Source organism: Acinetobacter sp. 479375 (assembly GCF_000581715.1).
In the GTDB taxonomy this organism is placed as follows: domain Bacteria; phylum Pseudomonadota; class Gammaproteobacteria; order Pseudomonadales; family Moraxellaceae; genus Acinetobacter; species Acinetobacter ursingii.
Genome location: NZ_JEZN01000006.1, coordinates 118,041 through 144,275, shown reverse-complemented (window position 1 = coordinate 144,275; position 26,235 = coordinate 118,041). Strand labels below are relative to the sequence as shown.

Here is a 26,235-nt window from a genome sequence, read left to right as displayed (position 1 = left end):
CTTGATTTCCTTGCGTTAAACCCTTACATCTAGTCATAAGTTTAAAAAATTATGGCGAATACAATGACCTTACAGCAAGCAACGCTTCCCGTTCCTCAATTTGATCACATCCAACTAGACAGCCTAAAACAAGAGATCGAAAAAAATATTGATCAGGGTCAGCAGTTTTTAGACACTTTACAAAATGTTCCAACTGATTTTGCTGCACAAGTACATGTATTGGAACAAATGGATGAACTTGAAAATAATATGAGTGAATCATGGGGCGTTTTATCACATCTAAATGCCGTGATGAGCAATGCGCAAACCCGCGAAGTGTTTCAATCATTATTGCCTACTCTAAGTGAATATTATACGCAGCTTGGGCAACATACGACGCTTTATCAAACGTATCAGCAGATCCATGATAGCGCTGAATTTTCTAGTTTAAGTGCTGCCCAACAAAGTGCTATCCGTTTAGCCTTACGTGATTTTAAACTTTCAGGTGTTGCGCTTGAAGGTGAAGCCAAAAAACGTTACGCAGAAATCTCAGCACGTTTATCGCAGCTTTCTTCTGATTTTTCCAATCATGTGCTCGATGCAACTCAGGCCTATTTTAAACCTTTAAATGAAGCTCAACTTAAAGGCTTATCACAAAGCAGTATTGAGTTGTTAAAACAATATGGTCAGCAGCGTGAACTGGATCAACCTGTGGCAACGCTTGATATGCCTGCTTACTTAGCCATTATGACCTATGCCGAAGACCGTGATTTACGCGAAGCGTTATATAAAGCTTATACCACCCGCGCCTCGGATCAATCCGATCATAAAGAGTTTGATAATACTGAGATCATGGAAGAAATCCTAAAACTACGTCAGGAAATGGGTGTATTGCTTGGTTTTCATAATTTTGCCGAATATTCATTGGCGAGCAAAATGGCACCTGATGTACAAACGGTACATGATTTTTTGGTTGATCTCGCTGAACATGCACGCGCGCCTGCTCAACAGGAAGTAGCGGAACTGAAAACCATTGCTCAACAAGATGGTATTGAACAATTACAACCTTGGGACAGTGGTTATTATTCAGAAAAACTTAAACAGCAGCAATTTAATTTGTCACAGGAAACCCTGAAACCGTATTTCCCAGCACCTAAAATTATTCAAGGGTTATTTCAGATCGTAAATCGCTTATATGGGGTTCAGATTGTTGAGCGTCAAGCACCCGTTTGGCATCCTGACGTCCATTATTATGAACTTGAAGACCAAGGCAAAGTCATTGCAGGATTCTATTTTGACCTCTATGCACGTAACGGTAAGCGGGGTGGCGCATGGATGAGTGGTTTCCGTTCGCGTATGCAAACGACACAGGGTTTACAAAAACCGATTTGCTATATGGTCTGTAACTTTACTCCACCTGTGGGTAATCAGCCTGCATTACTCACCCATGATGAGGTCAATACACTGTTTCATGAGTTTGGACATGGCTTACATCACATGCTGACTGAGGTCGATAATATTTCGGTCGCAGGCACACATGGCGTAGCATGGGATGCTGTAGAGCTTCCAAGCCAGTTTATGGAATTTTGGACATGGGACAAAGAAAGTCTGGATGTCCTCAGTGAACATATTGAAACCAAGCAAGCCTTGCCTGAAGAATTACTCAGTGCATTGTTAAATGCTCGCTTTTTTCAGTCTGGAATGCAGACCCTTAGACAGATTGAATTTGCTTTGTTCGATTTGACCATTCATTCCAAAAATCCTGCTTTGAATAGCACACAAATCCAGTCCGTTTTAGATGGAATTCGCAGTCAATTTTCGGTATTGCCAACTGCCTCATACAATCGTTTTCAACACAGTTTTAGTCATATTTTTGCAGGCGGTTATGCGGCAGGATATTACTCTTACAAATGGGCTGAAGTGCTTGCCAGTGATGCCTTTGACCGATTTGAAACAGAAGGTATTTTCAACACTAAAACAGGACACGAGTTCCGCGAAGCGATTCTTGCGGTGGGCGGCAAAGATACGGCTTTAGAAGCATTTGTTAACTTCCGAGGTCGTGAACCCAAAATTGATGCATTATTACGTCATCAGGGTTGGACGAGCGACCCTAAAACGGCTTAAACTAAACATTAAAATGTTCGTAAGTGGTTGGGAAGTGACAAAATGAAACGTCGGTTTATTGCAGGTGCTAAATGTCCAAAATGCGGTGCCACAGATCGGATTGTCATGCTCACCACAAACGACGACGAATGGATTGAATGTATCGAGTGCGACTATAGTGAAAATCGTCCTACTCATGTTGAAGAACCCGATATTCCCGCAGTTGCAGATGAAGTCGGAGTGATACAGTTCAAACCACGTCGTTCAAAATAAAAGGTTTAAGCAATGACGTTAGAACAACGCCATAACTCTCGTTTGTTATGGATTATTATTGGGGGCATCAGCATCGTTGTGTTGTTATTTTTAGCTGCACAATGGTTTTTTGCTGAGAATCAAAATGAATCAGAAAAAACTCAAACACCAACCACCGAAACGCAAACAAAGTTATCCAATTCAACACAACCATCGACAAAAACTGCCGATGTATCTGCTGCAAGCGAGCCTGCACCAAGTACTTTAGTGGATGACTCTATCCTAAAAACACCCGTGCCAGATCATCCTTCCCTTGCAAAAGAGGAAATCGCCAAACTTGATGATATTCAAGCACAACTTAAAGATCAGAAATCAACGCTCCAAGCCCAACATCAGGATGCCGATACATTGATTAAACTGAAAGAGGAACAAATCAAGTTACTTGAAGCACAATTGGCCGAGCAAAAATAAAGTCTATACTTAAAAACTTGGGTTTGTGCATCACAGGCCCAACTTTTGGTATCAATAAAAATCTGTATTAAAGTGCCACAAAAAATACGCGCTATAACTTATATAGAAAATGCTTAAATCAAATTATTCGACTTTAGCCTGTTTACTTATTTACGCCTTAAGGAAAGCAGCCTGTTGATTCGCGATCCAAAATATCTCTGGTAATAAATCACTGAATAAAGTCTAGTTTGATGATGCGATTGATTTCAATCGTAAAAAATAAAGCACCCAAAGGTGCTTTATTTTTTATCTTTGCAGATTAATGATACCAACCGAACATCTTAAAGATATAAGGTGCAAAGGTCACAATCATTAACGCTGGAAATAGCACCATGATCGGCAATAACCAACGCTCATAGCGATAATAGAAACTGGTATATTTTTCTTTAGCTTCACGATCTGCTGCTGCGACCTCTTCATCACCGACTGACAACCTCGTCAACAAATGATTCAGTGCAACTGGTGGCGTGACATAACCCAACTCGAAGGCAACTAGTACAATCATCCAGAAGTGAATCGGATGAATACCATTTTCGTAGGCGACTGGAGCAATGGTTGCGGCCACCAGAATCACCGCACCAAATGGATCGGTACACATTCCAATCAAAGCCAATAGCATCGCAATAAAGAACAATGAAATATAAATGCTACCTAAATGAGTCGGTAAATATTCCACGATTTCGGTACGTTCAATCAGACCACCAACACTCGCAGAAAGCGCCATCAAGATAATCAATGCGCCGATATGCCCGACGGTCTCCGCTGTGGCAAAGTGCATAGAGCTGAAAAAACCACGACGATATTGGTCACTTTGCGCGCCATGCTCACGTAAGTAAGGAGAATCCTGCTCATGTTGCTTAACTAAAGATTCATGCGCCTCTACTTGAGGGATGTATTCTGGCTCTTTACGCAACTTGTCAAACAGGATAATCGCAATCAATACCAGTGGTAAAATCACAGGTGCAGTGAATTCGTTCATACTGGTGTCTAGACCATACTTATAGAACGCCAAAACTATCACTGTGATCACGATATAAGGAATTACAGGCATGAAAGCACGTAACATGCCTGGAATCGCAACTTTAGGTGAATTCACACGGAATTTGGTTTCAGCCAGCAGTAACGACACGCCTAAGAAAATAAATGCCGTCAACCAGAATACATAGAAGCCAAGATCAAACAACTCGTCAGACGTGACATGACGGCTATCCAGCATTGCAATCAGAACCACCAGTAGACACGGGCGGATCACTACACCCAATGAACCCGACATGGCAGAGACAGCCAATGCATATTGACGACGTGCGCCCGAGTTCCAGACCTCTTTATAGATAATCGCACCTGCTGCAATCACGAAAATCCCTGAAGCGCCTGTATAAGCTGTCGGAATTGCCGCTGCTAAGAGAATGAGCCAAGTCAGAGTTTCAGGTGCAAGATTCCACGGACGTAAAATGTTCAGGAACAAATCCATCACACGCGTCTGAGTTAACAACATACCCGCCCAGATAAATAACGCCAAATTCAAGAAGATCCCTGAGAATTCGACCAGAATACTCAAATAAATCCCTTGCCCCATTGGGTAATCCATAAAGAAGGTAAATGCAATACCTGTCAAAATGGACATAAAAGCATATAAAGGGATACTGAGTAAGGCTAAGCCAAAGTTTCCACCCGGCAATGCCGTTTTTGGAATTCTGAAGAGTTGGTACACACTAATTAAGGTCAAGATCCCAAATAAGCCCATCCATAACCATGCAATGACCAATGTTTCAGTGGTCAATGTCACACCTGAATTGATCAGGGAACGATATTGGCTCACAGTAGATGCGGTTAATAATGCATTCCCCAGCACCATCGCCACTGAATAAACACGGAAATCAACGCGTGTTTTTGGACTACGCAGACCAATATGATGGATTTTCAAGCTGGCTGTAATGGCAGCAAAAAACACCATAATCAGTAGGAAAATCGTACGATTCTCTGTACCAAATTTAAAAATACCAAAGAAAGTGGTTTCCATGGTGCGATAAGCACGAAGCGATGGATGCGATTCAATATGCTTCATCGCTTTATCGTAAAACTGATACTTTTCTTCACACAGTTGTTGTGCCGCCAATAATGAAGCACGGACGTCTGATTCAGATGCTGCACCAAAAAAGTCAGCAAACTCATCATGTTTATTGGCTTGCATCTGTTGCTGAACTTGCGCATCGATATTTGGATGGCGTTCACAGTCTGGTTTTTGTGGTTCAGCACGTAAAAAAGAATATTGCATCCCACTTGCAGGATCACCATATAAACGCTCACCCATACGCAACATCTGACCATGGATCATTTCACCTGTTCCAATAATCAGTGTTAGCAATAACATAATGAGGATGACGTATGTTGAAATCCATTCGTTCCAGATATAACTCAGGAGACCCAAGCCAGATCTATTTTCTTGATTTTCTTGCATGTCTTTTCCAATTTTTTTTGCAGCATCACCCAAACCAGCGATAGTTTTAAGTGATCTCTCCTTGGCAACGGGTTGTTCCATCCCCCATTGCAGTCCTTTTCCATTGTTTAAATTTGCAACATACCTTTCCATTAAAGAATGGCTTGATCGCAACTTTTAGCGGTTTATTTTGTCAACTTTCTCGTATTTCAGTTTTTGTTTGAGTAAATAGGCACTTCCTGCCAGTATTCCACCGAGAGCACCTAACCAATGTGCCTCAACCAATACAGGACTGCCAATGAGTTGTGCAGTACGGCTATTACCCCACGTATTTTCCCAGATAATTTTAATGACAATCAGCGCTAGAACTAAAAGAGCGAAATTACGTTCTTTAGGATATTTTAAATACACGATCGCAACAGCAACATACATACCATGCAACACACCAGATAAGCCTGCATAAGCTTCAATATGAGGCATAAACCAGTAAAACATGAGACTAATAAATGGCGATAACACCATCAATAATAAGGTCATATGTCGTGTTCTGGCATGAGGAAAAATAAAAGGCAAACAGGCAAACGCCAACATATTCAGTAGAAAATGTATCCAACCGACATGCACCCAATGCGCCGTCCATAAACGCCAGAATTCTGTTAATAAAGCAGGTCGCCAGTAAATAAACCAATCTGAAAAAACCTGTAAACATGCTGAAATGGAAATACATACCGCGACAAAAATCACTTTTTTAATGAGATCTTCATCTTTCATGATTTGCCCTCCATTCACATGTGCAAAAGGGATCAGGTGTTTTCCAACAGCCTCATCCCCTCCACGATCAAGTTAAATATTCAGTTCTTTAAGCTTTTTCGACTTCCTTGAATTACTCAGCTGGCTTTTCCTCAATAGGCATCGATTGAGAATCAGCATTACTCTCACCCGTTGCATCAGGACTGCTAGCACCTGCACCGCCATCATTAAATAAATCTTCTAGCTCTGAAGATGTTTTATTTTGCTCATCCCAGAAAGTGGTCATCCCATCATCGCCAGTACGCACACCTGTATGCTCAGTCCAGTAACGATCCGAAATACCACGAATCATCACCCCTGCCATTGCATCAAATAGTCTGAAATTCGGATTGACAGGTTTATCATCACCACGTGACTCAGCGTATGATCTAAGCGCATCACGAATTTTATTATCATCGCCACTGGCTTGCGCTGCAACCGCATATAATGCGTGAGGTAATCTCACCCCTTTTTGCTCACCAATTTGCATGGATTGTTTTAAAGTCACATAAGGATCAGGTTTTCCTTCATCGGCCCCTGGTAATAAAGTCCAGATGACAGCACGAGTCGCATTTGGCACACCCCAAAACTTGGTGTTGTCCAAACAAGCCATACTCCGTTCAACAATGCCTGCAATATCTTTAGGTACATTGACATCACCACCAGAATTGATGTCATTGGTTACGGCCTGCAAACCACTTAACAATCCAAGCATATAAGTCAGTTGATCCTTGTCACTACGCATTTTTGGACAAGACTCACCTAAATGATATTTATATTTACTTTCCCAACGCTGTGCAAATAATTGGTAAGCATTATATTGACGCTGTGCAGCAATTGCAGCCCAACGTTTTTGTTCAATACGTGCGTCTTGGGCTTCCGTCACCTGCCCCGCTTTAGAAGCACGCAAATAACGTAATTCACCTTCTAATGCCTGATTCTCTGCACACATTCCTGCACCAGCGTACAGTAATACTGCCATATTGGTCGGGTCAGCGCCCATATCTTTGGTCGCCATAATTGCTGGCGTTAATGCATTCCCAGAATTACAAATCATATCCACATCACCCATTGCCAAAATAGGTGGAACAATATGATTTTCACTAAAATTCAAGGCAACATTGGCACCCGATTTAATCACATAGGAACATCCAGACAATACAGATGAGGCAAGAACCGCAACGGCCAAACCCTGACCTATTTTGAATACTTTTGGCATTTTCTATCCCTCGAAATCATTTTATTTTTCCTTTGCGTTGTACCTTATCAGATGCACAAGGCGAATAAAAGAGCAATTACTCTAATATTAATCACGTAATATGACATAAAAAAATAATGAAAAGATTGGCTTTTTTCTTGTGTTTATACAAATTTTAGGCAAAAAAAAGTAGCATTGCGACGGTTCAGCACATGCTACTTGTTAACTGAGAATGGGTTGTACTCTTATTTATTGATGGTGTTCAATATAATCCCTGAGTAAAGTTCCTGCTCGTCCTATAACCACTGCCAAAACAAAAGCAATGACTGGAAACAACCACGTTGGAATATCGATCATTTCTGACCTCCTTCACACTTTACGTTGGTATTTGTACTTTAACTGAAGTCTTTGAGACACAACTTTAAAATTGTCAGACAATGCCTGTTTAGGCTGTTTTTTCAATGATTTGATCAGACAATATGCGCCTAAATTTTATTTAAATAACTTAACACTCTGATTTTAATCTATTTTAATTTTATTCTATTTTTTAAATTGTTTAACAATTAAACCAGTTTTGCCATGACTTTGAGCTGTTTCCATTGATTTAAACTCACTTGATCACGCCAAATGATCTGCGAATTGCGATTTTGCTTAAAATATAGAACTATATAAATGTGGTGATCTATCACACGATAAAGCTGCACATGTTCAATTTTGCTGTGATTGCGCCATTGAATTGACCAAAGATCTTGATCGAGATAAGCCAAAGAGCACATTTTCGAACGTCTCAAGAACGCAAGATAAGCAATGATTGCCAAAAATATTGCACTTAAAGACATATAAAATGGAAAAAGCTGAAACCAGATGATTCCGATCAATAGCAACATTCCCAACTGAAACAACAGGGCAAGCAAGCTGCGTTTCAGTTGAAATTGATGATTAACCATGCACGTAATGCTTGAGTTTCAAAATAAAGGTTTTGAGCTCTGGCTTCGGTGGTTCTGATACTTCCATAAACCAATCCAGTAAATCTGGATCTTCCTGATCAACCAATTCAGCAAAAAGTGCTTTTTCTGCGGGTTCAGCGCTCAGGTAATGATTACGGACATAAGGATCAAAATAGACATCAATTTCTTTCAGGCCGCGTCGCGCACGATAAATCACCTTGCGCTCTTCGAGCGTAAGTTCTTCAGACATTAGATTCCCCAAGTCGATAAAAAACCCCGCTAGTTTAACCGATCAGCATAGGTTTGTGGGTAATTGATTGAGCTGAATGACTAAATCCATCATTCGCACTTCACTTTTGAGCATTCATCCTATTGTTTGCCTGAGTCAGATGATTTTTACTTTCTGCTGAGAAAACAAACTGCAAGGATACAATAACAATGCAATCAGCTGCGATTCGTCCCATTCCTAATATGCTGGAGCGCAATCTTTTTAATGAAGAGCATGAAGCCTTCCGTGAAACTGTACGTAAATTTTACGAAAAAGAAGTAGTTCCCAATATTGAAAAATATGAAAAACAACAACATGTTGATCGTGATTTATGGAACAAGGCAGGCGATTTGGGATTGTTATGTACCACCATGCCAGAACAATATGGTGGTTCTGGAGTGGATCGTCTTTACAGTATGATTTTGATTGAAGAACAAGCCTATGCCATGGACTCCAGTACTGGATTTTCATTACACTCTGATATCGTTGCCAATTACATTAATAATTTTGGTCATGAACAACAAAAACAGAAGTGGCTGCCAAAAATGGCAAGTGGAGAAGTCGTCACTGCGATTGCCATGACCGAACCAGGGACAGGTTCAGACTTACAAGCTGTGCGTACTTCTGCTGTTTTAGATGGCGATGAATATGTCATCAATGGCTCTAAAATTTTTATCACCAATGGCTATTTATGCGATATGGCCATTGTGGTATGTAAAACTGGAAATAATGAAAAGGGTTCAGCCAATTTATCCTTAATCATCGTTGAAGCTGATCGAGTTGGTTTTAGTAAAGGCAAACCGCTGAATAAAATTGGGATGAAAGGTCAGGATACTTGCGAATTATTCTTTGATAATGTTCGCGTCCCTAAAGAAAATTTATTGGGTATGGAAGGTATGGGCTTCATGATGCTCATGAAAGAGTTGGCATGGGAGCGTATGTTAGTTGCCATTATCTGTCAGGCAGGTGCTGAAGCTGCTTTTGCTCATACAGTTCAATACACTAAGGATCGTAAAGCTTTTGGTAAGCCAATTGGATCATTTCAGAATACCCGCTTTAAACTCGCTGAATTACGCACTGAAATCGACTTTTGTAGAACGTATTTAGATCGCTGTATGCAGTTACAGCTCGAAGAACGATTAGGGATAGATGCAGCCGCAGCAGCCAAATATAAAATTTCTGACATGTTCTCCAAAGTCGTGGATGATTGTTTACAGCTACATGGTGGCTATGGCTATATGCTGGAATATCCAATTGCTCGCGCCTATATCGACAACCGAGCAAATCGCATCTATGCAGGAACCAATGAAATTATGAAAGAATTGATTTCGCGGACACTCTGATCGTTAACCCATCTTTGCTAATGCAATGAAAAAGGAGCTTATCTAAGCTCCTTTTCTAATTTACATATCGAGATTATGAAACTAATTTTGGCTTGGATTTTCGTTCAACACTTGTATCTACTTTATGAAACTTTAAAACGCCATCATCAAAACGCGCATTTTTAAGTGCCTTACGATCTGCCAGATAGTTATTGGTCACTTTCCAAGGTGCATGTTTACCTTGTTTTGGCATTACTTTGGCGGCACGAGCAATATAACCTGAAGACAGACTTCCCATCACGGTATCATCCATTAACTCGGTTTGATCACCTTCTGGAATGACTTCATCATAGCCATTTTTATCCATATAATTCAGCAAACGACAAATATAGTCTGCGGCGACATCCACTTTGAGTGTCCATGATGCATTAATATAACCGATGATCATCGCCATATTCGGAACATCACTGACCATGACCCCCTGATACAGCATTGATTTTGAAGTATCCAAAGGCTGTCCATCGATTGTCCCTTTAATGCCGCCCAAAATCTGGATTTCTAGACCTGTTGCAGAGACCACAATATCTGCATCCAAGTGTTTGCCTGATTTTAACTGAATACCTGTTTCAGTAAATTTCTCAATCTGATCGGTTTCAACGCTAGCCTTACCAGAACGCAAAATCTTAAATAAATCACCATCAGGTACGACACACAAACGCTGATCCCAAGGATTATAGCTCGGCGTAAAGTGCTTCATATCCACTTTACCCTTAAGCTGCATTTCAATTGATTTTAAAAGCAGTTTACGCACTAACTGTGGTTGCTTCTGAGATAAGGCATAAATACCACGTTGCATGCCGATATTGCGCGCACGTGTTAATTTATATGCCACATCTTCTGGTAAAAGCTTACGCATTTTGTCATAGACAAAATCGATTGAAGGAATAGACGCAATATAAGTTGGCGAGCGCTGTAACATCGTGACATGCCCTGCCCCCCCTTTTGCCATTGCTGGCACCAACGTAATCGCAGTCGCGCCACTACCAATAATCACCACCTTCTTGCCTGTATAGTCCAGATTTTCAGGCCAATGCTGTGGATGAATAAATTGACCTTTGAAAATATCCTTATTTGGAAAATCAGGTTCAAAGCCATGATCATAATTATAATAACCCGTACATCCGACGACAAAATTCGCAATCCAAGTTTGCCTTTTTTGATTGGCATCTTCAATTTCGACAAACCATTTTTTCTTGGCTGTATCATAATTGGCTGTAAGTACGCGATGCTTAAAATGAATTTTTTTCTTTAAATCAAATTCATCAACCACTTCGCCTAGATATCCCTTAATTGCGGGGCCAGCCGCGAGTACATTTGCACTACGCCATGGTTTAAAATTAAAACCAAACGTCGACATATCAGAGTCAGAGCGAATGCCAGGATAACGAAATAAATCCCAAGTTCCACCAATACTGTCACGACGTTCAATAATTTCAAATTGACGTTGTGGAGAATTCTTAGCAAGATGTGCCGCAATTCCAATCCCAGAGATACCTGCACCTATAATTAATACATCAACGATCTTTTCCATGTTGTTTTTATAACCTTGAGAACTGTTCCATTTTATTAAAGCACAAATTTGACAATGTGCAATGTCAAGTTTGGGTCATTTGTCGCTTTTTCTTATCACTTGAGGACAATTTTTCAAAAGGCAAAAAAAAAGATCGGTAAAAACCGATCTTTTTTTGAATAAGTATCTTATTCTGCTGAAGTGTTTACTTCACGATCTACAAGCTCAACATAAGCCATTGGTGCAGCATCACCTGCACGGAAGCCCGCTTTAAGCACACGTAGATAACCGCCGTTACGTTCTTTGTAACGAGGGCCAAGTACGGTAAATAATTTACCTACAGTTGCAGCTGAACGAGTACGAGCAAACGCCAAACGACGGTTTGCTACTGTATCGTTTTTTGCTAGAGTGATTAAAGGCTCAGCAACACGACGTAATTCTTTTGCTTTAGGCACAGTTGTTTTAATCAACTCATGTTCAAACAAAGAATTCGCCAAGTTTTGGAACATCGCTTTACGATGGCTGCTTGTACGGCCTAATTTCACACCACTATTACGATGACGCATGGTGATAGTCCTACTTAATTAACGGCTACGATAGGCGAAACGATCGTCCATGCGTAAACTAGCAGGTGGCCAGTTTTCTAAACGCATGCCGAGTTGCAAGCCTTTCGAAGCTAAAACATCTTTAATCTCAGTCAACGATTTTTTACCTAAGTTAGGAGTTTTTAACAACTCAACTTCAGTACGTTGAACAAGATCACCAATGTAGTAAATATTTTCTGCTTTCAAACAGTTAGCAGAACGAACAGTAAGCTCTAGATCATCTACTGGACGAAGCAAGATTGGGTCAACTTCTTCACGAGGTTCTTGAGCCACTGGTGCCTGATCTTTCTGAAGATCAACAAAAATTGCAATTTGTTGTTGCAAGATTGTTGCCGCTTTACGGATCGCTTCTTCAGGATCGACAGTACCATTGGTTTCAAGATCAATGACCAGTTTATCAAGGTCAGTACGTTGTTCAACACGCGCATTTTCAACGGTGTAAGAAACACGTTTGATTGGGCTATAAGAAGCATCTAACTGTAGACGACCTACAGGACGTGTTTCACCTTCAGGGAAACGCGAGTCAGAAGTTTCATAACCACGACCTTGAGAAACTTTCAGGCGCATTTTAATTGAACCTGAAGCACTCAATGTGCCGATCAAATGCTCTGGGTTAACCACTTCAACATTATGCGGTAAACGAAGATCCGCAGCAGTAATATCGCCAGGACCTTGTTTTTCCAATGTCAAATATGCTTCATTTTGATCGAACAGCTTAATAGACAATCCTTTTAGGTTCAGCAAGAGCTCGACGATGTCCTGCTGCAAGCCTTCTAAAGTACTGTACTCGTGCTCGACGCCTTCTATTTCCACTTCAACCACAGCAGCGCCAGGCAAAGAAGACAATAGAATGCGACGTAAAGCATTACCTAGAGTATGGCCAAAACCACGCTCTAAAGGTTCCAGAATCACTTTTGCCGAGGTCCCGCTCACCGCTTCGACCTTGATCGCTTGCGGAGTTAGAAACTCGTTTGCAGTACGCGTCATTTATTGCTACCTCAAGGATTATTTAGAATACAATTCTACAATCAAGCTTTCGTTGATTTCAGCAGGTAGATCAGAACGATCTGGTGCAGCTTTGAACGTACCTTCAAACTTAGAATGATCAACTTCCATCCAAGCAGGAATACCACGTTGAGCAGCTAATTCAATTGCGTTTTTGATACGTAATTGTTGTTTAGCACCTTCATGTACTGCAATCACATCACCCGCTTTTACTTGAATAGACGCAATGTTAACACGACGGCCATTTAAAGTAATAGAACGGTGAGATACGAGCTGACGAGCTTCTGCACGTGTAGAACCAAAACCCATGCGATAAACTACGTTATCAAGGCGGCTTTCAAGCAATTTCAACAAGTTTTCACCTGTTGCACCTTTTACACGAGCAGCTTCTTTATAGTAATTACTAAATTGACGCTCTAACACACCGTACATACGACGTACTTTTTGTTTTTCACGTAATTGTAGTGAATACTCAGATTGCTTACCGCGAGCTTGGCCATGTTGACCAGGCGCTTTAGCATGTTTTTTAGTTTTGACGTCAAACGGTTTAACGCCAGATTTTAATTGCAGGTCTGTCCCTTCGCGGCGAGAGAGTTTGCATTTTGGACCAATATAACGAGCCATGAATGTTTCTCCTTACACGCGACGTTTTTTAGGTGGACGGCAACCGTTGTGAGGGATTGGAGTCACATCGGTAATGCTGTTGATCTTATAACCCACTGCGCCTAATGCACGAACCGCAGACTCACGACCTGGACCAGGACCTTTTACAAGGACGTCTAGGTTTTTCAAACCGTAATCCAAAGCTGCTTTACCAGCAACTTCAGCAGCTACCTGAGCAGCAAACGGAGTTGATTTACGTGAACCACGGAAGCCTTGTCCACCTGAGGTGGCCCAAGCCAATGCATTACCTTGACGATCGGTAATCGTAACAATGGTGTTATTAAAAGACGCGTGAATGTGTGCAACACCTTCAGAGACGGTACGAGTGACCTTCTTGCGTGTGCGAGTATCTTTAGCCATCTTTTAGCTTCCAGAAATCTTACTTTTTAATCGGTTTGCGCGGACCTTTACGGGTACGTGCGTTAGTTTTGGTGCGTTGTCCACGGACAGGCAAGCTGCGACGATGACGAAGACCACGATAGCAGCCTAAATCCATTAAACGTTTAATGTTCATGGAAATTTCACGACGTAAATCACCTTCGGTCGGAACCTTGGCAACTTCTGCGCGAATCGCATCAAGCTGAGCATCATCCAACTCACGAATTTTTGTTGTTGGTGCAATACCTACAGCAGCTAAGATGTTCTTAGATGTGTGGCGACCAATACCAAAAATATACGTAAGTGAGATAACAGCATGCTTGTTATCCGGAATGTTTACACCGGCAATACGAGCCATTCACTTTTCTCCAAAAAGGCAGTAGATAAATCAACCGCCCCACAAAAAAACTTTGAGGGGCGGATATTAACCTAATTCGCCTACTGAAATCAACAGGTCTTGATCAGATTAACCTTGACGCTGCTTATGACGAGGTTCTGCGCTGCAAATCACGCGAATAACCCCATTACGACGGATAACTTTACAGCTACCACAAATTTTCTTTACAGAAGCTTGTACTTTCATGATGAAACCTCTAAGTGCGCTTATCCCTTAGGATGAGCAGTCGTTTTTCTCATTAACGTTTGATTGTCATATTGATGTGAAGTCAGGTGCGCTTGAAGTTGCGCCATAAAGTCCATCACCACTACAACAACAATTAACAACGATGTACCACCGAGGTGAAATGGAATTCCAAATGAACTTTGCAGAATCATTGGCATTAAACACACTACAGTAATATAAATCGCGCCGATAAAAGTCAAACGATTCAAAATATGATCTAAATAACGAGCCGTTTGCTCCCCTGGGCGTATACCAGGTACATATGCACCGCTACGTTTTAAGTTTTCTGAAACTTCTTTCGGACTGAACACTAGTGCTGTATAGAAATAACAGAAGAAAATAATTAACGCACCGAAAAGCATGAGATATAACGGCTGTCCAGGCGATAACACGAGTGCCAAATCTTGCAAAGCACGTTTCACAATTCCTGCATTTGGATCAGCACTTCCAAGCCATTGACCTAGACTCGCTGGAAATAATAACAGTGAGCTGGCAAAAATTGCTGGAATAACACCTGCCATATTAATTTTTAATGGCAAATGTGTTTGCTGTGCAGTAAACACACGACGACCTTGCTGTTTTTGTGCATAGTTGACTGGAATTCGACGCTGCGCTTTCTCAATGAAAACAATTGCAGCAAGAACCGCAAGTGATAACAAAGCAAATACAGCCATTCCAATTAAACTGCCTTGACCATTTTGTACAGAAGTGAAACCCTGAATCACCTGATTTGGCAATCCAGCAACAATCCCTGCAAAAATAATCATGGAAATACCATTACCAATACCACGTTCGGTAATTTGCTCTCCAAGCCACATCAAAAACATAGTTCCAGCGACCAATGAAGTCACTGCTGGAACATAAAATGCCAGACCTGAAGTCAAAGTAATCCCCTGACTGATCAAGCCTGCACACATCCCTACCCCCTGCACCAAAGCAAGGAATAAGGTGCCATAGCGTGTGTATTGATTGATTTTACGTTTGCCTTGCTCGCCTTCTTTTTTCAAAGCTTCTAACGATGGAACAACCGTTGACATCAACTGCACGATAATCGATGCAGAAATGTACGGCATAATTCCCAAAGCCAGAATTGACATACGTTCTAATGCACCGCCAGAGAACATGTTAAATAAACCCAAGAAGGTTCCTTCATTGGCTTTAAAAAAACGGGCTAGCGCTACATTATCAATACCCGGTAACGGAATATGCGCTCCTAGTCGAAAGACCAACAATGCACCAACCAAGAACATTAATCGGCGAATAATTTCACGATATTTCACATGAAATGGTTGTCCTTTCATCATGTTGACATGACCTGAAGAACTAGGAGACATAGCCACTCGGTATTACTCCTCGACTTTACCGCCAGCCGCTTCAATCGCAGCTTTAGCGCCTTTAGTCAAAGCAACACCTTGCACTGTAAACGCGCGAGTTACTTCACCAGAAAGAACAACACGTGCACGAGTCTGATCACGACGAACTACGTTCGCAGCTTTCAAAGTTTCAAGTGAAACAATATCACCTTCAACTTTTGCAAGTTCAGACAAGCGTACTTCCGCAGTTTTCAATGCGATTTGGCTAGTGAAACCGAATTTAGGCAAACGACGATAAATCGCTGTTTGACCACCTTCAAAGCCTGGACGAACGCCACCACTTTTACGTGATTTTTGGCCTTTAACACCACGGCCACCAGTTTTACCAACGCCAGAACCGATACCACGACCCAAGCGACGATGTTCACGCTTTGCACCTTCAGCAGGTGAAAGTTCATTTAAACGCAGAGTCATGGCTTATTCCTCTACACTAACCATATAGTAGACTTTGTTGATCATACCGCGGTTAGAAGGCGTATCTTGCACTTCTACAGTATGACCAATACGACGCAGACCTAAACCTTGAAGGCAAAGTTTGTGATTTTTCAAACGATGCGAAGCAGATTTAGTCTGGGTAACTTTAATCGTTTTCATGATTGATTACCCTTGAATTTGTTCTACTGAAAGACCACGTTTTGCAGCAACTTTCTCAGGAGAAGTCATATCACGCAAACCTTTAAAAGTCGCGTTTACAACGTTCGCCGCATTCGTAGAACCATAACATTTAGCAAGTACGTTATGTACACCAGCAGCTTCCAAAACAGCACGCATCGCGCCACCAGCAATTACGCCAGTACCTTCAGAAGCAGGTTGCATGTATACACGGCTTGCACCATGACGAGCATTCACAGGGTGTTGCAATGTAGTACCAGCAAGGTCTACAGTAATCATGTTGCGACGTGCAGCTTCAAGCGCTTTAGAAATAGCAGCTGGAACTTCACGTGCTTTACCACGACCAAAACCTACACGACCATTCCCATCGCCCACAACTGTTAATGCTGTGAAAGAGAAGATACGACCACCCTTAACAACTTTGGCTACACGGTCAACGGCAACCAGCTTTTCAACAAGACCTTCGTTTTGTTCAACTTTAGCCATGATTAGAACTCCAAGCCGTTTTCACGAGCAGCATCAGCCAAGGCTTTGATACGACCATGATATTTAAAACCAGAACGGTCAAATGCAACTTTCGTTACACCTGCAGCTTTCGCACGTTCTGCGATTAAAGCACCTACTTTAGTAGCTGCGTCTACGTTACCAGTTGAACCGCTACGTAAAGAGGCATCCAAAGTAGAAGCTTGCGCTAATACTTTGCCACCATCTGCGGAAATCACTTGAGCATAGATGTGACGCGGAGTGCGGTTTACACACAAACGAGTCGCACCCAATGCACGAATGTGCAAGCGTGTGCTTTTCGCACGACGCAAACGGGATTGTTTCTTTTCGTTCATAAGAACCTCGCGCCTTATTTCTTCTTAGCTTCTTTACGAAGAACAACTTCGTTCGAGTAACGAACACCTTTGCCTTTATACGGCTCTGGTGGACGATAACCACGGATTTCAGAAGCAACTTGACCAAGTAACTGCTTGTCTGCTGACTTCAAAACAATTTCAGTCGCAGTTGGAGTTTCAGCAGTTACGCCTTCAGGAAGGTTGTAATCGATTGGGTGAGAAAAACCAAGGTTAAGGTTCACAACTGTACCTTTTACCGCAGCTTTATAACCAACACCAATAAGTTGCAACTTACGTTCGAAGCCTTCGCTTACGCCTTTTACAAGGTTGTTAAGCACAGCGCGAGCAGTACCAGCTTGCATCCAAGCGTCTTTCGACTCTTTTGCAGGAGCTAGTTGAAGTTTACCTTCTTCCTGTTTTAGCTCGACCAGCGCATGCAGGTTGAAAGACAATGTACCTTTAGTGCCTTTCACTTCGACCTGCCGGCCGTTCTGAGTAACTGTTACACCGTTAGGGACAGTTACTGGGGCTTTAGCCACACGAGACATGAGGAATCACCTATTAAGAAACAAAAGCAATAACTTCACCACCAACGCCTGCAGCACGTGCAGCGCGATCAGTCATGATGCCTTTGCTTGTAGAAACAATTGCAATACCTAAACCTTGCTTAACGCTTGGAAGTTTATCTTTACCGCGATATTGGCGTAGACCTGGACGGCTTACACGCTTCACAGTTTCGATAACTGGTTTGCCTTCAAAATATTTTAACGTAATAGTCAAAGTAGCTTTTGCTTCTTCTTGAGCAACTTCTACGTTTGAAATATAACCTTCTTGTTGAAGAACGTTGGCAATTGCAACTTTCAACTTAGAAGACGGCATAGAAACAGTTTGTTTCTTTGCCATTTGTGCGTTACGAACACGTGTTAGCATGTCGGCAACGGTATCTTGCATACTCATTTAGTTGCTCCTTACCAGCTTGCCTTAACAACGCCAGGTACATCACCCTGCATTACTGTATCACGTAATTTGTTACGGCTTAGACCGAACTTACGGAAGTAACCATGAGGACGACCTGTCAAACCACAACGGTTACGAAGACGTACTGGAGATGCGTTACGTGGCAATGCCTGTAACTTTAATGTCGCTTGGAAACGCTCTTCATCGCTTGCATTTACGTTGGCAATAATCGCTTTTAATTCAGCGCGTTTTGCAGCGTATTTAGCAACGGTTTGTTCGCGTTTCAACTCGCGATTAATCATACTTTTCTTAGCCATATCGACCTCTTATTTGAACGGGAAGCCGAATGCACGCATAAGCGCACGGCCTTCGTCATCGGTGCGAGCAGTAGTAGTGATAGTAATATCCATACCACGAATACGATCAATCTTATCAAAATCGATTTCAGGAAAAACGATTTGCTCTTTCAAGCCCATTGAGTAGTTACCACGACCGTCGAAAGATTTCGCTGAGAAACCACGGAAGTCACGGATACGAGGGATTGCGATTGAGATCAAACGGTCCAAGAATTCGTACATTTGTTCGCCACGTAAAGTCACTTTACAACCAATTGGCCAACCATCACGGATTTTGAAACCTGCGATTGATTTACGTGCAAGCGTAACTACTGGTTTTTGACCAGCAATTAAAGTCATGTCAGCAACAGCACCATCTAACAATTTCTTGTCAGTTGCAGCTGCGCCTACACCCATGTTTAGGGTGATTTTTGTAATGCGAGGAATCTCCATTACATTCTTAATGCTAAGTTCCTGTTGTAACTTAGCTTTAAGTTCTTCATTGTAACGTGTTTTAAGTCTGGCCATTGCCGTGTCAACCTATTACTTTGCTGTCGCCACTGATTCACCATTTGACTTATAAACGCGAGTTTTCACGCCATTTTCGTCAATTTGGTAACCAACACGATCAGCCTTTTGGGTTGTAGCATTTAAAATTGCCACGTTTGAGATATGAAGCGAAGCTTCTTGAGTAACGATGCCGCCTTCAGCGCCAGTTACACGGTTCGGCTTTTGATGCTTCTTCACTAAGTTAAGGCCTTCAACCTTAACGCGGTCTTCAGAAACAGACAGAACAGTACCCTGTTTGCCTTTTTCTTTACCTGCGATCACGATAACCGTATCGCCTTTTTTAATCTTAGCCATGATTGCCTCTTATAGAACTTCAGGAGCCAATGAAATGATTTTCATGAACTGTTCAGTACGAAGTTCACGAGTCACTGGTCCGAAAATACGAGTGGCAATCGGAGCTTTATTGTTGTTTAACAATACAGCTGCATTGTCATCAAAACGGATCACAGAACCGTCTGGACGACGAATACCAAACTTAGTACGTACCACAACAGCATTCATCACGTCGCCCTTTTTAACACGGCCACGTGGAATTGCTTCTTTAACAGTAACTTTAATAATGTCGCCAACAGAAGCATAACGACGATGTGAACCACCTAGTACTTTGATACATTGTACGCGGCGAGCACCACTATTGTCTGCTACGTCGAGCATACTTTCGGTTTGAATCATTGCCCTACTCCAAAACCGAGCAACACCGGTCGCAATTTCGAAAGGCTCAAAGAGTACTCGAAATTGACCGATGATGCAACAAGAACGTAATTACTCAGCAGCTACTTCAACCACTTCCACTAAAGTCCAAGCTTTAGTTTTAGAAATTGGGCGGCTTTCTTTGATGGTCACTAGGTCGCCTAATTTAGCAACATTGTTCTCATCATGAGCGTGTAGTTTAGTTGAACGGCGGATTGATTTGCCATACAACGGGTGTTGAACGCGGCGTTCAATAAGAACAACAATAGACTTGTCCATTTTGTCGCTTACGACTTTGCCGGTTAACGTGCGGACTGTTTTTTCACTCATTGTCCGTTCCCCTGTTTTTCGGTAAGGAGTGTCTTGATACGAGCGATAGTTTTACGAGCAATTTGCACTTCGTGCGATTTACCCAATTGACCAGTCGCTTTCGCCATACGAAGACGGAATTGGTTAAGCTGTTGCTCATCAAGCAACGCTTTCAACTCTTCTACCGATTTTTCACGTAGATCTTTAGTTTTCATTACATTACCGTCCGAGTCACGATAGTGGTTTTAAACGGAAGTTTAGCAGCAGCAAGCTTAAATGCTTCAGTTGCTAATTCATCGTTCACACCTTCAATTTCGTACAGGATCTTACCTGGCTTGATCTCGCAAACCCAGTATTCCACATTACCTTTACCGTTACCCATACGTACTTCTAATGGTTTTTCGGTAATTGGCTTGTCTGGGAATACGCGGATGAAGATTTTACCACCACGCTTAATACGACGGCTAATAGTACGACGCGCAGCTTCGATCTGACGCGCAGTCATACGACCACGTTCAGTCGCTTTAATCGCAATCGAACCAAATGATACTGTACTACCACGATGCGCTAGACCAGTGTTACGGCCTTTGTGCATCTTACGGAATTTGGTACGTTTAGGTTGCAACATGGATTATTCTCCCTTGTCAGCAGCACGGTCATTACGACGTCCACGACGCTGTTCTTGACCTTCACCACGACCACGACCGCGTTTAGCTGGACGCTCTTCAGCAGGAGCAGGGTTCATGACTTGTTTCATGCCACCTAAGATCTCACCACGGAAAATCCAGACTTTAACACCAATCGTACCGTAAGTTGTTTCTGCACGCATAGTTGCATAATCGATGTCCGCACGAAGTGTATGCAAAGGTACACGACCTTCACGATACCACTCAGTACGTGCAATCTCTGCACCACCTAAACGGCCTGAAACTTCAACTTTGATACCTTTAGCACCAGCACGCATGGTGTTTTGAACCGCACGCTTCATAGCACGACGGAACATCACACGCTTTTCCAATTGAGAAGCAATTGCTTCAGCAACTAAACGCGCATCTAAGTCTGGGCGATCGATTTCGTTGATGCTTACTTGCGCAGGAACACCCATAATATTGGTAAGTTCGCGCTGTAATTTTTCAATGTCTTCGCCTTTTTTACCGATCACGATACCAGGACGAGCAGTGCTAATCGTTACTTTAGCAGCGCCTGTTGGACGTTCGATAAGAATATTGCTCACCATCGCGCTCTTAAGTTTTTTAGTTAAAAACTCACGAACTTGAAGATCTTTAAGCAAGTATTCAGCGTATTGTTTCGGATTCGCATACCAGTTAGCGTTATGACGTTTCACAACACCTAGGCGGATACCGATTGGATGAACCTTCTGACCCATATCAAACCCCTACCTTAACGGTGATGTGACAAGTACGCTTAGTAATACGATCTGCACGGCCTTTAGCACGTGGCATAATACGTTTCAGGCTAATGCCTTCATCAACGTAAATCGTAGAAACTTTAAGGTCGTCTACATCTAAACTGTTATTGTGTTCAGCATTTGCAATTGCAGATTCCAAAGCTTTTTTCACTAAAACAGCAGCTTTTTTGTTGCTGAAGTTTAGGATATTAAGCGCGTGAGCAACAGATTTGCCACGGATTAGGTCTGCAACCAAACGTGCCTTTTGTGCCGAGATAGCGGCACCGCGTAATTTAGCAGTTACTTCCATCATGACACCTATTAACGTTTAGATTTCTTGTCAACACCGTGACCACGATAGGTACGAGTTGGCGCGAATTCACCGAGTTTATGACCAACCATGTGCTCAGTAATGATTACTGGAACGTGGTTACGACCATTATGAACAGAAATTGTTAAACCAACAAAATCCGGAAGAATCATTGAGCGACGAGACCAAGTTTTGATCGGCTTACGGTTGTTAGCAGCTACAGCAGCTTCAACCTTAGCGAACAAATGCGCGTCGACGAATGGACCTTTTTTTAATGAACGAGGCATTAGTCAGATTCCTTTACTTGACGCGACGGTCGCGGATAATCATCTTAGTCGTACGCTTATTGGTACGAGTCTTGTACCCTTTCGCTTTTTGACCCCATGGGCTTACAGGTTGGATACCTTTGTTACGCCCTTCACCACCACCGTGTGGATGGTCAACTGGGTTCATCGCCATACCACGAACGGTAGGACGAACACCACGCCAGCGCGCTGCACCAGCTTTACCCAATGAACGTAGGTTGCTTTCTTGGTTAGAAACTTCACCAATAACAGCACGGCATTCAACATGTACTTTACGCATTTCGCCTGAACGCAGACGAATGATTGCGTAAGAACCATCACGACCCAACAACTGAACTGATGTACCAGCAGAACGTGCAATTTGAGCACCTTTACCGATTTTAAGTTCAACGTTATGTAGTGTAGAACCGATAGGCATATTACGAAGTGGTAAGCAGTTACCTGGACGAATTGGAGCATCGTTACCAGATTGAACTTTATCACCCGCACGCAAACCTTTAGGCGCAATGATGTAACGACGTTCACCATCAGCATATTTCAACAAAGCAATATGCGCTGTACGGTTAGGATCGTACTCAATGCGCTCTACAGTTGCAGGAACGCCATCTTTGTTACGTTTAAAGTCAACGATACGGTAGTTTTGCTTGTGTCCACCACCAACGTGACGAGTCGTAATGTGACCGTTGTTATTACGACCACCAGTACGTTTTTTAGCTTCAACCAACGGTGCATAAGGCGCGCCTTTGTGAAGATGGCTATGCACCACTTTCTCTACAAAGCGACGTCCTGGAGACGTTGGCTTACATTTTTGAATCGGCATAATTTTCGTCCTTATTCCGCTGCGCTTTCAGCGGTATCGCCCAAGTCAGCCATTTCAACATCTTGGCCAGCTTTCAGGGTGACGTATGCTTTTTTAACATCAGAACGACGTCCTAATGTTTTACCAAAGCGCTTAGTCTTACCTTTAGTAATAGTTGTGTTAACTTTAACAACTTCTACACCAAATAGTTGTTCTACTGCTTTTTTAACTTCAAGCTTAGTTGCATTAATATCAACTTTAAACACTTGAACACCAGCAGTATCACCTAAAACTTGTGCCTTTTCTGAGAAGACCGGTCCTTTTAGGACTTGATAGATACGTTCGTTGTTCATCCGAGTTCTACCTCAATTTTCTTAGCAGCAGCTACAGACATGACAACTTTATCAAACGCGATCAAGCTAACAGGATCGATTGCAGCAGCATCTACCACATCAACGTGTGGAAGGTTACGTGCAGCAAGATATAAGTTCTCATCTACAGCATCAGTCACGATAAGTGCACGAGCTGCATTCAAGTCGTTAAGTTTTGCAAGCAATTCTTTAGTTTTAGGAGCAGCAACAGCAAACTCTTCAACCAATACAAGACGATCCTGACGAACAAGTTCAGCAAGGATACATTGCATTGCACCGCGGTACATTTTGCGGTTTACTTTTTGAGACCAGTCTTGTGGACGTGCAGCAAAAGTTTTACCACCGCCAACCCAGATTGGGCTACGAATAGAACCAGCACGAGCGCGGCCAGTACCTTTTTGACGGAATGGCTTTTTACCACCACCAGATACTTCAGCACGTGATTTTTGAGCACGCGTACCTTGACGGCCACCAGCTAAATAAGCCGTAACCACTTGGTGTACAAGCGCTTCATTAAATTCACGTCCGAAAGCAACTTCAGACAACTCAACAGCAGAGCCGGAAACAGTTTTTAAATTCACGTTATTTCCCCTCAGGCCTTGATCGTAGGACGAACGATAACGTCGCCACCAGTAGCACCAGGAATCGCACCTTTAACAACAAGAACTGAACGTTCTGCATCAACGGATACAATTTCAAGACCTTGTACTGTTACGCGTTCATCACCTAAGTGACCGGCCATTTTTTTGCCTTTGAACACGCGTCCAGGAGTTTGGTTTTGACCTGTAGAACCTAAAACACGGTGAGAAACTGAGTTACCGTGAGTCGCGTCTTGGGTACGGAAGTTCCAACGCTTAACACCACCTTGGAAACCTTTACCTTTTGATTGACCAGTAACGTCAACAATTTGACCCACTGTGAACAAATCAACACCAATACTGCCGCCAACTTCACGACCTTCAAGCTCAGCTTCAGTCACGCGAAACTCTTTAACCAAACGACCAGCAGCCACACCCGCTTTCGCAAAGTGACCTTTCTGTGCATTGGTTACGCGAGATTCACGACGTTCACCAGTAGTAACTTGAACCGCTTGATAACCATCAGTTTCAAGCGTTTTAATTTGAGTGATACGGTTAGGATCAACCTCAATCACTGTAACAGGCACAGAGACGCCGGCATCTGTAAAGATACGGGTCATACCGCACTTGCGGCCGACTAAACCAATAGCCATGTGTGTAACCTCTAAAAAAGCAGCTTAATTAATGCCAGGCACTAATTAACCCGAAAGCCTTAACCCAATGCGATCTGAACATCAACACCCGCTGCAAGATCCAATTTCATCAATGCATCAACAGTTTTATCTGTTGGTTGAACGATATCGATCAAACGTTTGTAGGTGCGGATTTCGTACTGATCACGCGCATCTTTGTTTACGTGCGGTGAAGTAAGAACGTTGAAGCGTTCGATGCGAGTAGGCATCGGGATTGGACCACACACTTGTGCGCCAGTACGCTTAGCGGTTTCTACGATCTCTTGAGAAGATTGATCAATCAGACGATGATCAAAAGACTTAAGACGGATACGGATTCTCTGGTTAGACATACCAGTAAACTCCAAGCCAAAATATATAAAGAATCACCTTTGACGCACCTCACCCATTGGTAAGTGTCAAAGGCAGTGAAAATCACTAAGGTCACGATCGATGCCGCGACTGTCATGCATTTACTACGTTCTTTGCAGTAAATGACCTCACAATTTGAGGGTCGCTCATTATAACGACTGTTTAAGTCTTATGCAATTCTATTTGTTGCTGAATCGTTAAATATCCGAGTTTTATTTTAAATCATTTGCATTTTATTTTGATTACGATGCGTTCACTACATATTCAATCGCCTGATTGAGCAATTGGTTTCCTTCTATAAATTTTGATTGTTTTGATTGTTTGAGTTGATTGGCTGGCTGTACATATTCTCCTTGAAAAATGGCCACTTCATCATCATTTTCCAAAAATAACGCCAGTGTTTGTGGGGTGATTTCTGGGTGAAACTGAAAACCTAAAACATTTTGCCCAATCTGATACATCTGATTACGACAGACGTCATTTTCAGCTAAATGAATCGCGCCTTTGGGAATCTCAAAAGTTTCACTGTGCCACTGCATCACATGCAAAGAAGAGGGTAAAGGAAAACACTGTGCTGCCGATTGTGGTACTCGATGTACGGTCGTCCAGCCTAACTCCTGAAATGGATTGCGGCTCACGGCAGCACCTAAAGCATTCGCAATCAGTTGTCCACCCAGACACAATCCAATCGCCGGTTTACCCGCGGCTAAATAGCGACGAATCCAGCGTTTTTCAATTTTCAACCAAGGAAAATTAGCTTCATCATTAACACTCATGGTTCCGCCCATAATGATCAGTAAATCGACATCATCAATACGAGGGAGCGCCTCTATTTCAAGCGGTAAATCAGGGGGGAGTGCGAAAAATTCAGTCGCGGTAATTTTTGACTGATGTGTTTTCAAAAAATCATAACAACTCCCGAACCCTTCACCAGCAATATGCTGAAAATAATGCACTTTTAAATGCGACTTCATGCACTTAGAACCTATATTGTTGTTGGTATTAGCTAAGTCATAGCAAAAATGAAGCCAACTTTTGTCAACACAGTTTTATGTAAATAAATACTCACAAAACTCGACCAAAACTAG

The 26,235-nt window shown here is 42.4% G+C and carries 38 protein-coding genes and 1 pseudogene; 4 read left to right on the top strand and 35 right to left on the bottom strand.

The window, feature by feature from the left end:
- The first annotated feature begins 63 nt into the window (after positions 1-63).
- Genes J500_RS07485 through J500_RS07475 form a run of 3 tightly spaced genes read left to right on the top strand, consistent with a single transcriptional unit; the run spans position 64 to position 2,805 of the window.
- On the top strand, positions 64-2,103 hold the full coding sequence (locus J500_RS07485) for a M3 family metallopeptidase (RefSeq protein ID WP_004995092.1): 2,040 nt from the start codon (positions 64-66) through the stop codon (positions 2,101-2,103).
- 42 nt (positions 2,104-2,145) lie between these two features.
- A complete protein-coding gene (locus tag J500_RS07480) occupies positions 2,146-2,355 on the top strand; it encodes a YheV family putative zinc ribbon protein (protein ID WP_004985388.1) in 210 nt (69 codons plus the stop codon).
- Positions 2,356-2,367: 12 nt separating this feature from the next.
- A complete protein-coding gene (locus tag J500_RS07475) occupies positions 2,368-2,805 on the top strand; it encodes a hypothetical protein (protein WP_004995095.1) in 438 nt (145 codons plus the stop codon).
- Positions 2,806-3,103: 298 nt separating this feature from the next.
- Here the strand turns inward: J500_RS07475 and J500_RS07470 are convergent, their stop codons facing one another.
- From J500_RS07470 to J500_RS07450, 5 genes are all read right to left on the bottom strand, one after another.
- Positions 3,104-5,302 (bottom strand): TRAP transporter large permease subunit, encoded by a 2,199-nt coding sequence (locus J500_RS07470; RefSeq protein ID WP_034698984.1) that lies wholly within the window; start codon positions 5,300-5,302, stop codon positions 3,104-3,106.
- Positions 5,303-5,458: 156 nt separating this feature from the next.
- Complete coding sequence (gene rrtA, locus J500_RS07465; RefSeq protein WP_004995103.1) at positions 5,459-6,052, bottom strand: rhombosortase; 594 nt, start codon at positions 6,050-6,052, stop codon at positions 5,459-5,461.
- 112 nt (positions 6,053-6,164) lie between these two features.
- On the bottom strand, positions 6,165-7,289 hold the full coding sequence (locus J500_RS07460; RefSeq protein WP_004995107.1) for a hypothetical protein: 1,125 nt from the start codon (positions 7,287-7,289) through the stop codon (positions 6,165-6,167).
- A 542-nt stretch (positions 7,290-7,831) separates the two neighbouring features.
- Positions 7,832-8,215, bottom strand: a complete 384-nt coding sequence (locus tag J500_RS17690) for a hypothetical protein (RefSeq protein ID WP_227613791.1) — start codon at positions 8,213-8,215, stop codon at positions 7,832-7,834.
- Positions 8,208-8,465, bottom strand: a complete 258-nt coding sequence (locus tag J500_RS07450; protein ID WP_004985373.1) for a succinate dehydrogenase assembly factor 2 — start codon at positions 8,463-8,465, stop codon at positions 8,208-8,210. Before J500_RS07450 ends, J500_RS17690 begins: the two co-directional genes overlap by 8 nt.
- 188 nt (positions 8,466-8,653) lie before the next feature.
- Between J500_RS07450 and J500_RS07445 the strand changes: the two genes are divergently transcribed.
- Positions 8,654-9,826, top strand: coding sequence for an acyl-CoA dehydrogenase family protein (locus tag J500_RS07445; RefSeq protein ID WP_004985371.1), 1,173 nt, complete (start codon positions 8,654-8,656; stop codon positions 9,824-9,826).
- 73 nt (positions 9,827-9,899) lie between these two features.
- On the opposite strand, the gene J500_RS07440 is transcribed toward J500_RS07445, so the two are convergent.
- From J500_RS07440 to J500_RS07295, 30 genes and pseudogenes are all read right to left on the bottom strand, one after another.
- Entirely contained in the window at positions 9,900-11,396 is a 1,497-nt protein-coding gene (locus tag J500_RS07440) for a flavin-containing monooxygenase (protein ID WP_004995111.1), read from the bottom strand.
- Positions 11,397-11,563: 167 nt separating this feature from the next.
- Positions 11,564-11,941 carry a 50S ribosomal protein L17 gene (gene rplQ, locus J500_RS07435; RefSeq protein WP_004924167.1) on the bottom strand — a complete coding sequence of 126 codons (378 nt, stop codon included), beginning with the start codon at positions 11,939-11,941 and terminating at the stop codon, positions 11,564-11,566.
- Positions 11,942-11,959: 18 nt separating this feature from the next.
- Complete coding sequence (locus tag J500_RS07430; RefSeq protein WP_004924164.1) at positions 11,960-12,967, bottom strand: DNA-directed RNA polymerase subunit alpha; 1,008 nt, start codon at positions 12,965-12,967, stop codon at positions 11,960-11,962.
- Positions 12,968-12,985: 18 nt separating this feature from the next.
- Positions 12,986-13,609 (bottom strand): 30S ribosomal protein S4, encoded by a 624-nt coding sequence (gene rpsD, locus J500_RS07425; protein WP_004985367.1) that lies wholly within the window; start codon positions 13,607-13,609, stop codon positions 12,986-12,988.
- Positions 13,610-13,621: 12 nt separating this feature from the next.
- Positions 13,622-14,008 (bottom strand): 30S ribosomal protein S11, encoded by a 387-nt coding sequence (gene rpsK / locus J500_RS07420; protein ID WP_001040166.1) that lies wholly within the window; start codon positions 14,006-14,008, stop codon positions 13,622-13,624.
- Between the two features lie 19 nt (positions 14,009-14,027).
- A complete protein-coding gene (rpsM, locus tag J500_RS07415; protein WP_004985363.1) occupies positions 14,028-14,384 on the bottom strand; it encodes a 30S ribosomal protein S13 in 357 nt (118 codons plus the stop codon).
- 108 nt (positions 14,385-14,492) lie between these two features.
- Positions 14,493-14,609, bottom strand: a complete 117-nt coding sequence (gene rpmJ / locus J500_RS07410; protein ID WP_000867907.1) for a 50S ribosomal protein L36 — start codon at positions 14,607-14,609, stop codon at positions 14,493-14,495.
- A 20-nt stretch (positions 14,610-14,629) separates the two neighbouring features.
- Positions 14,630-15,949, bottom strand: coding sequence for a preprotein translocase subunit SecY (gene secY, locus J500_RS07405; protein ID WP_171063242.1), 1,320 nt, complete (start codon positions 15,947-15,949; stop codon positions 14,630-14,632).
- A gap of 45 nt (positions 15,950-15,994) precedes the next feature.
- Positions 15,995-16,435, bottom strand: coding sequence for a 50S ribosomal protein L15 (gene rplO / locus J500_RS07400; protein ID WP_004995114.1), 441 nt, complete (start codon positions 16,433-16,435; stop codon positions 15,995-15,997).
- Between the two features lie 3 nt (positions 16,436-16,438).
- Complete coding sequence (rpmD, locus tag J500_RS07395; protein WP_004985357.1) at positions 16,439-16,615, bottom strand: 50S ribosomal protein L30; 177 nt, start codon at positions 16,613-16,615, stop codon at positions 16,439-16,441.
- Positions 16,616-16,621: 6 nt separating this feature from the next.
- Entirely contained in the window at positions 16,622-17,119 is a 498-nt protein-coding gene (gene rpsE, locus J500_RS07390; protein ID WP_004657688.1) for a 30S ribosomal protein S5, read from the bottom strand.
- A 2-nt stretch (positions 17,120-17,121) separates the two neighbouring features.
- Positions 17,122-17,472, bottom strand: a complete 351-nt coding sequence (rplR, locus tag J500_RS07385; RefSeq protein ID WP_004869518.1) for a 50S ribosomal protein L18 — start codon at positions 17,470-17,472, stop codon at positions 17,122-17,124.
- A 14-nt stretch (positions 17,473-17,486) separates the two neighbouring features.
- Positions 17,487-18,020: a 50S ribosomal protein L6 gene (rplF, locus tag J500_RS07380; protein ID WP_004985355.1), complete on the bottom strand. Its 534-nt coding sequence runs from the start codon at positions 18,018-18,020 to the stop codon at positions 17,487-17,489.
- Between the two features lie 13 nt (positions 18,021-18,033).
- Positions 18,034-18,429, bottom strand: a complete 396-nt coding sequence (gene rpsH / locus J500_RS07375; protein WP_004995115.1) for a 30S ribosomal protein S8 — start codon at positions 18,427-18,429, stop codon at positions 18,034-18,036.
- Between the two features lie 11 nt (positions 18,430-18,440).
- Positions 18,441-18,746: a 30S ribosomal protein S14 gene (gene rpsN / locus J500_RS07370; protein ID WP_004985353.1), complete on the bottom strand. Its 306-nt coding sequence runs from the start codon at positions 18,744-18,746 to the stop codon at positions 18,441-18,443.
- A 9-nt stretch (positions 18,747-18,755) separates the two neighbouring features.
- Positions 18,756-19,292: a 50S ribosomal protein L5 gene (rplE, locus tag J500_RS07365; RefSeq protein ID WP_004985349.1), complete on the bottom strand. Its 537-nt coding sequence runs from the start codon at positions 19,290-19,292 to the stop codon at positions 18,756-18,758.
- A gap of 15 nt (positions 19,293-19,307) precedes the next feature.
- Positions 19,308-19,628 (bottom strand): 50S ribosomal protein L24, encoded by a 321-nt coding sequence (gene rplX / locus J500_RS07360; protein WP_004985347.1) that lies wholly within the window; start codon positions 19,626-19,628, stop codon positions 19,308-19,310.
- Between the two features lie 9 nt (positions 19,629-19,637).
- The gene (rplN, locus tag J500_RS07355) at positions 19,638-20,006 is read right to left on the bottom strand and encodes a 50S ribosomal protein L14 (RefSeq protein WP_004924120.1); all 369 of its coding nucleotides are present in this window, start codon (positions 20,004-20,006) and stop codon (positions 19,638-19,640) included.
- 90 nt (positions 20,007-20,096) lie between these two features.
- The gene (rpsQ, locus tag J500_RS07350) at positions 20,097-20,354 is read right to left on the bottom strand and encodes a 30S ribosomal protein S17 (RefSeq protein ID WP_004924117.1); all 258 of its coding nucleotides are present in this window, start codon (positions 20,352-20,354) and stop codon (positions 20,097-20,099) included.
- The gene (gene rpmC / locus J500_RS07345; RefSeq protein ID WP_000849927.1) at positions 20,351-20,548 is read right to left on the bottom strand and encodes a 50S ribosomal protein L29; all 198 of its coding nucleotides are present in this window, start codon (positions 20,546-20,548) and stop codon (positions 20,351-20,353) included. The genes rpsQ and rpmC overlap by 4 nt, the downstream gene beginning before the upstream one ends.
- Complete coding sequence (gene rplP / locus J500_RS07340; RefSeq protein ID WP_004985344.1) at positions 20,548-20,961, bottom strand: 50S ribosomal protein L16; 414 nt, start codon at positions 20,959-20,961, stop codon at positions 20,548-20,550. Before rplP ends, rpmC begins: the two co-directional genes overlap by 1 nt.
- A pseudogene (gene rpsC / locus J500_RS07335) lies at positions 20,901-21,720 on the bottom strand (30S ribosomal protein S3). Before rpsC ends, rplP begins: the two are co-directional and overlap by 61 nt.
- A 1-nt stretch (position 21,721) precedes the next feature.
- Positions 21,722-22,051 carry a 50S ribosomal protein L22 gene (gene rplV, locus J500_RS07330; RefSeq protein ID WP_004754247.1) on the bottom strand — a complete coding sequence of 110 codons (330 nt, stop codon included), beginning with the start codon at positions 22,049-22,051 and terminating at the stop codon, positions 21,722-21,724.
- Positions 22,052-22,062: 11 nt separating this feature from the next.
- Positions 22,063-22,338, bottom strand: coding sequence for a 30S ribosomal protein S19 (gene rpsS, locus J500_RS07325; RefSeq protein WP_004985338.1), 276 nt, complete (start codon positions 22,336-22,338; stop codon positions 22,063-22,065).
- A gap of 13 nt (positions 22,339-22,351) precedes the next feature.
- The gene (gene rplB / locus J500_RS07320) at positions 22,352-23,176 is read right to left on the bottom strand and encodes a 50S ribosomal protein L2 (RefSeq protein WP_004985332.1); all 825 of its coding nucleotides are present in this window, start codon (positions 23,174-23,176) and stop codon (positions 22,352-22,354) included.
- An 11-nt stretch (positions 23,177-23,187) separates the two neighbouring features.
- Entirely contained in the window at positions 23,188-23,508 is a 321-nt protein-coding gene (gene rplW / locus J500_RS07315; protein WP_004985330.1) for a 50S ribosomal protein L23, read from the bottom strand.
- The gene (rplD, locus tag J500_RS07310; RefSeq protein WP_004985328.1) at positions 23,505-24,107 is read right to left on the bottom strand and encodes a 50S ribosomal protein L4; all 603 of its coding nucleotides are present in this window, start codon (positions 24,105-24,107) and stop codon (positions 23,505-23,507) included. The genes rplW and rplD overlap by 4 nt, the downstream gene beginning before the upstream one ends.
- An 11-nt stretch (positions 24,108-24,118) precedes the next feature.
- Entirely contained in the window at positions 24,119-24,757 is a 639-nt protein-coding gene (rplC, locus tag J500_RS07305; RefSeq protein WP_004985326.1) for a 50S ribosomal protein L3, read from the bottom strand.
- A 59-nt stretch (positions 24,758-24,816) separates the two neighbouring features.
- Entirely contained in the window at positions 24,817-25,128 is a 312-nt protein-coding gene (rpsJ, locus tag J500_RS07300) for a 30S ribosomal protein S10 (protein ID WP_004725677.1), read from the bottom strand.
- A gap of 261 nt (positions 25,129-25,389) precedes the next feature.
- A complete protein-coding gene (locus J500_RS07295; RefSeq protein ID WP_004995119.1) occupies positions 25,390-26,121 on the bottom strand; it encodes a type 1 glutamine amidotransferase in 732 nt (243 codons plus the stop codon).
- Positions 26,122-26,235: the final 114 nt, after the last annotated feature.